This is a genomic window from Natronomonas sp. (assembly GCF_036625485.1).
Classification (GTDB): Archaea; Halobacteriota; Halobacteria; order Halobacteriales; family Haloarculaceae; genus Natronomonas.
Map to the genome: position 1 here is coordinate 1 of NZ_JAZKTR010000172.1, position 4,636 is coordinate 4,636.

A 4,636-nucleotide genomic window follows, 5' to 3' on the forward strand; every position below is an offset into this window, starting at 1 on the left:
CCCCGTGGCGACGATCTTCGGCGTGTTGATCTCGGTCGCGTCGGCGTCGCGGAAGGCCTCCCGAACGGCTCGGAGGACTTCGGCGCGGATCTCGAAGATGGCCTGACCTTCCTCACGGCGGAGGTCCAGCGTCCGGTTGTCGAGTCGGGTCGAGAGTTCGGCTTCGACCTTCCCCGAGGGGTCCAGCGGCAGTTCGGTATCCGCCTCGGCGATGATATCGATCGATTCGGGGACGACCTCGACGCCGGTCGGGGCGCGTTCCTCTTCCTCGACGGCGCCCGTCACGGAGACGACCGACTCGCGGGAGGCTCCCAGCCCCGTCTCGACCAGCTCGTCGTCCATCTCGTCTTTCTCGAATTTGACCTGAATGCGACCCGTCTTATCGCGCAGGATGAGAAACGCGATGCCGCCGAGGTCGCGGACTTCGTGGACCCAGCCGGCGACGGTGGCGTCCGTCCCGGGCTCGGCGTCCGCCGTGTACGTTCGGTTCTCCATACCCGCGATTCTCGTCGGCGCGACTTAAACGCGGCTTTTCGTCGCGGAGCCCGCGAACGCGGCCTGCTATCTGAGCGCGTCCTCGACGAGTCGTGCGCTGGCCCGGCGCAGTCGCTCGGAGACCGCCTGATTCGACACGCCCAGTTCGTCGGCGAGTTCGCTCGTGGATATCGACCGCGGCACCTCGAAGTAGCCGCGCTCGTAGGCGAGTTCGAGCGTCTCGCGTTGTTCGTCGGTCAACGTCGGCCCGTCGCCGTCGCGGTGGCCCGAATCGTAGAGTCGCTTCAACCGGAACGTGACGTCCTTGTCCTGCAGATACTCCCGATACTCCGAGAGGGCTTCCCGGCTCGGATACCGAGTTCGTGCGTGCCACCAGCCGTCGTCGTAGTAGGCCTTGAGCCGTTCGCCGCCCACCTCGACCCACTTCGGGTAGGTAATGACGGCCCGCCCGGCGGCGGCCTGGATACGATAGAGACACTCGCCGTCGATATCGCGTAGCCGCTCGAAATCAGCGACCGACGGGTCCGCCGCGAGGGCGCTATCGAACGCCTCGATGTCCGGTGCCGACACCCAGATGAACGCGATGGGCCGTTCCGGGTCCGTCGCGTAGGTCCGCTCGATGCGCAGGGTTGCCTCCGGGACGGCCTCGATAGAATCCGCGAGCGCGAGATAGTCGGGGGCGACAGCGTACTCCGCGATAACACTCATCGTCTGGTGATTCGGCGGCGTCCGCTTATAAATTCATAGATGTTGAGATATTAATATATAAAACGAAAACTAAAGCAATAAAGCGTCAGTCGTCGCGGTCGGCCGTGGCGTCCTTGGCTCCCCGAACCGTCTCGGCAACCGCGTCGACACCTTCGTCGTGGACCAGATCGCCGACGATGACGGTGTCGGCGTGGCTGGCCATCTCGTAGGCGGTGTCGTAATCGCCGATGCCGCCGCCGTAGAAGACCGTCGCGTCGTCGACCGCGTCGGTTGCGGCCTGTACGACCTCGGGGTCGCCGTAGGTGCCCGAATACTCGATGTAGACGATGTCCTGTCCGAGCATCTGTTCTGCGACCTCGGCGTAGGCGGCCACGTCGTCGGCTTCGAGGTTACAGTCGGCCTCGGTGTACTCGGCGACCGACGCCTCGGGGTTCATGATGACGTAGGCTTCGGTGAAGGTGCGACTCCAGTCGATGTCGTCGTCGAGGCGGGCCCACTCCTTGTGGGCGCCGACCGTCCAGAAGACGTCGCCGGCGTTGAGAACGACGGGGACGAGATAGCCGTCCAGTTCGTCGCGGTGGACGACCGAGGCGACGTTCGACGGCTCGATGTAGATCGGGATGTCGTAGGCGCCAGCCGCCTCGACGGCGCGGGCCATCTTCTCTTCGGTCATACCGGTCGTTCCGCCGATCTCGAGGGCGTCGGTCCCCGTCGCACAGACGTCCTCGAAGGTCTCTCCCTCCACGAGCGTCTTGTCGGGGTCGATTTTGACGATGTGGTCCCACTCGGCCCAGGGAGCGCTCATACCCTCTCGAAGCCCGCGCCCGGCTAAAACCGCTTCGGCTTTCCGTGGGTGAAATGGGCCCATTCGGCCGGTGCTACCGGCCCACTGGTGCGAGTGTTCGGTTCCGGGTGTGGGTCACTCGGTCGTCGGCGTAGGTCGATTCGACACTTACGGCGTACACCGCAGTCGTCGTGTACGGCTCACCGTCAGCGGGGTCGTCTTCGTAGATATCATCCCCTGTGAGCGTATCAATCAGGCCGCCTACGAGTCCATCATACTCATCGGTTAGCGCGTCCCGGAACTCGCTTTCTGGGCGGTCCGCGATAAATCGGTAGGTCCCTTCGACGTGGTCCGCTCCGACGAAGTATAGTTCGCCGTGATTCCCGCTTGCCGTTTTCAAAGCAGGGCAATCGGTTTCGCCGTCAGCGCCGTATAGCGTTCCTGTCGAGACGTTTATCGTTACATTATCCGTGGGGTCAGGTGCCTCAGAAGAACAGGTCCCGATGACTTCTTCGTTGTCATCGTCCTCGTATTCGGTGACGACGGCGGCGACAGAGTCGTTCGTGCTGTCGTCGAGCAGATACATCCGATACGTGTTGCCGCCGGCCTCGAACCGGGTCCAGAAGGTGTCAGTCCCAGTTAGAGCCGCATCGAGCAGGTTCGTGATCGTCGCCGTCAAATTCGGATTGGTCTCTCTAAGCGAGTCACGCTGGACGGCCATCCGGAAGCCACGGCGTTCGGATTCCGGCGCTGCTTGCCAGTCGGTATCCGCGCTCAGATTGAGTATGTCTGCCTCCAATAAGCTCGAATTTGCGGATTCGAAGTGACCGTGATTCGTCTGTGTCACCCGAGTCCCGTTCTTTACTGCCGTCAAATCCGAGGAGACGAGTTGGCCCTGTCGTGTACTGCTCTCCCGTTGCATCTCCCCCCATCTGGAGACATTGCTCCTGACGCGTGTCACCCGTTCGTCGTAGGTTGCGGTTTCGTCGTTGTAATTCGTGTGAGCTAATGAAGCAGTTAGCCGTCTCTCGGTTGGTACATCGCTCGATAACGGCTCCAACGACCCCCCTGCCTCCCGCGTGGAGAGGTTCTCGGTATAGATGGCGCTGTTCAGAACCAGCGCGAGGCCGACGAGAAGGACCGCCAGTAGCAGGGCCGTGATTATCATCATCTGGCCGCGGCTCCGCGGCCTCTCGGCGTCGATCATGCGTCCACCAGTGCGTGTGTCATTCCCACCCTGATAAAAACCTGCGGGTGGGTCCGTCCATGAAATGACCCTTAGTCAGCCGTAGCGCCAGCGTTCGCCTCGGCTTGCCACTCGCGGATGCGGTCCTCCGAGACGCCCTGTACCTCGCCGGCGACGGCAGTGGCGTCGACCGTCCGGAGATCGTCCAGCGATTCGACGCCAGCGGCGGCGAGTTTCTCCGCAGTCTTGGCGCCGATACCGTCGAGGTCCTCGATCTCCGAGGCGGCCTGCCGTTCCTGGTATTCGGCGTAGTTGCAGATGGGACAGCCGAGTTCCCACGGGTCGTCGTCGTCCTCGCCGTCGGCGATCTCCAGATGCGGCAGATCGTGTTCATCACAGCGCTTTGGGGTCACGATGACGTCGCCGCGGCGGGGCAGCGGCAGGGAGTACTCGCAGTCGGGATACCGGGTACAGCCGACCAGCCGCGAGCCCGAACGGAGCTGTTTGATGGCCAACTCACCGCCGTGTTCCTCGCCACACTCGGGACACGCGCCGATGATCTGGTCTTCGGCTTCGTCGGCTTCTTCGGCCTTGCACCGCGGACAGCCGTGGACGAACGTGTTGCGTCCGGCGAGCATCTTGACGTGCCGGAGGCCGTGTTCCTCGCATTCCTCGTCGAGGACGGTCGGTTCGCCCTGATTCGGCAGGGGGAGGGTGTACTTGCAGTCGGGAAAGCCGTCACAGCCGACGAAGTACGAGCCCCGACGCGAGCGGCGGACGAGCAGGTCCTCGCCGCATTCCGGGCACGGCCCAAGCGTCTTGTCGGCCTTCATCGAATCGCGGAGGTGCTCGCCGATCTCCTCTCGGGAGTCGTGTAGCTCCTCGAAGATCTTCCCCAGCATCTCGCGGGATTCGGCGGTCACCTCGTCGTAGTTCTTCTCGCCCTCGGCGATGGCGCGCATGTCCTCCTCCAGTTGCGCGGTCATCTGCTCGTCGACGATGCGGTCGGCGAAGGCCTCGGCGGCCTCGACGACGGCCATCGCGAGTTTCGTCGGACGGGGTGGGTCGCCCTCGATGTAGCCACGGTCGTAGAGCTTCTGGAGGGTGTTGTGGCGGGTCGCCTTCGTCCCGAGGCCGAGGTCCTCCATGGTCTCGATGAGTCGCGACTGGCCCCGGCGACGGGGCGGTTGGGTCTGCTTGGCTTCCATCTCGAGGTCGTCGATCGCGAGGGCCTCGCCCTCCTCGACGTCGGGGACGATGTTCTCGGAACTGGATGCGTACGGGTAGACGTCGAGGTAGCCGGCTTCCAGCAGTCGTTTGCCGTTGGCCTTCAACAGCGCGCCGTTGGCGTCGGCGACGACCTTGAGGTGTTCCCATTTGGCCGGTTCGGCTACGGTGGCGAAGAAGCGCCGGACGACGAGTTCGTAGACCTCCCACTCGTCGTCCGAGAGGTCCTGTTTGCC

General features: G+C 63.6%; 5 protein-coding genes. All 5 read right to left on the reverse strand.

Features of this window, described 5'->3' with window-relative positions; genetic code table 11:
• Positions 1–495 (reverse strand): OB-fold nucleic acid binding domain-containing protein (locus V5A53_RS12985; RefSeq protein WP_332314044.1); only part of this gene is annotated, 495 nt, incomplete at its 3' end.
• A gap of 66 nt (positions 496–561) precedes the next feature.
• Entirely contained in the window at positions 562–1,203 is a 642-nt protein-coding gene (locus V5A53_RS12990) for a helix-turn-helix domain-containing protein (protein WP_332314045.1), read from the reverse strand.
• An 85-nt stretch (positions 1,204–1,288) separates the two neighbouring features.
• A complete protein-coding gene (locus tag V5A53_RS12995; protein ID WP_332314046.1) occupies positions 1,289–2,008 on the reverse strand; it encodes a phosphoglycerol geranylgeranyltransferase in 720 nt (239 codons plus the stop codon).
• A 73-nt stretch (positions 2,009–2,081) separates the two neighbouring features.
• Positions 2,082–3,194 carry a hypothetical protein gene (locus tag V5A53_RS13000; RefSeq protein ID WP_332314047.1) on the reverse strand — a complete coding sequence of 371 codons (1,113 nt, stop codon included), beginning with the start codon at positions 3,192–3,194 and terminating at the stop codon, positions 2,082–2,084.
• A 71-nt stretch (positions 3,195–3,265) separates the two neighbouring features.
• A partial coding sequence (locus V5A53_RS13005) for a DNA topoisomerase (RefSeq protein ID WP_332314048.1) occupies positions 3,266–4,636 on the reverse strand: 1,371 nt, incomplete at its 5' end.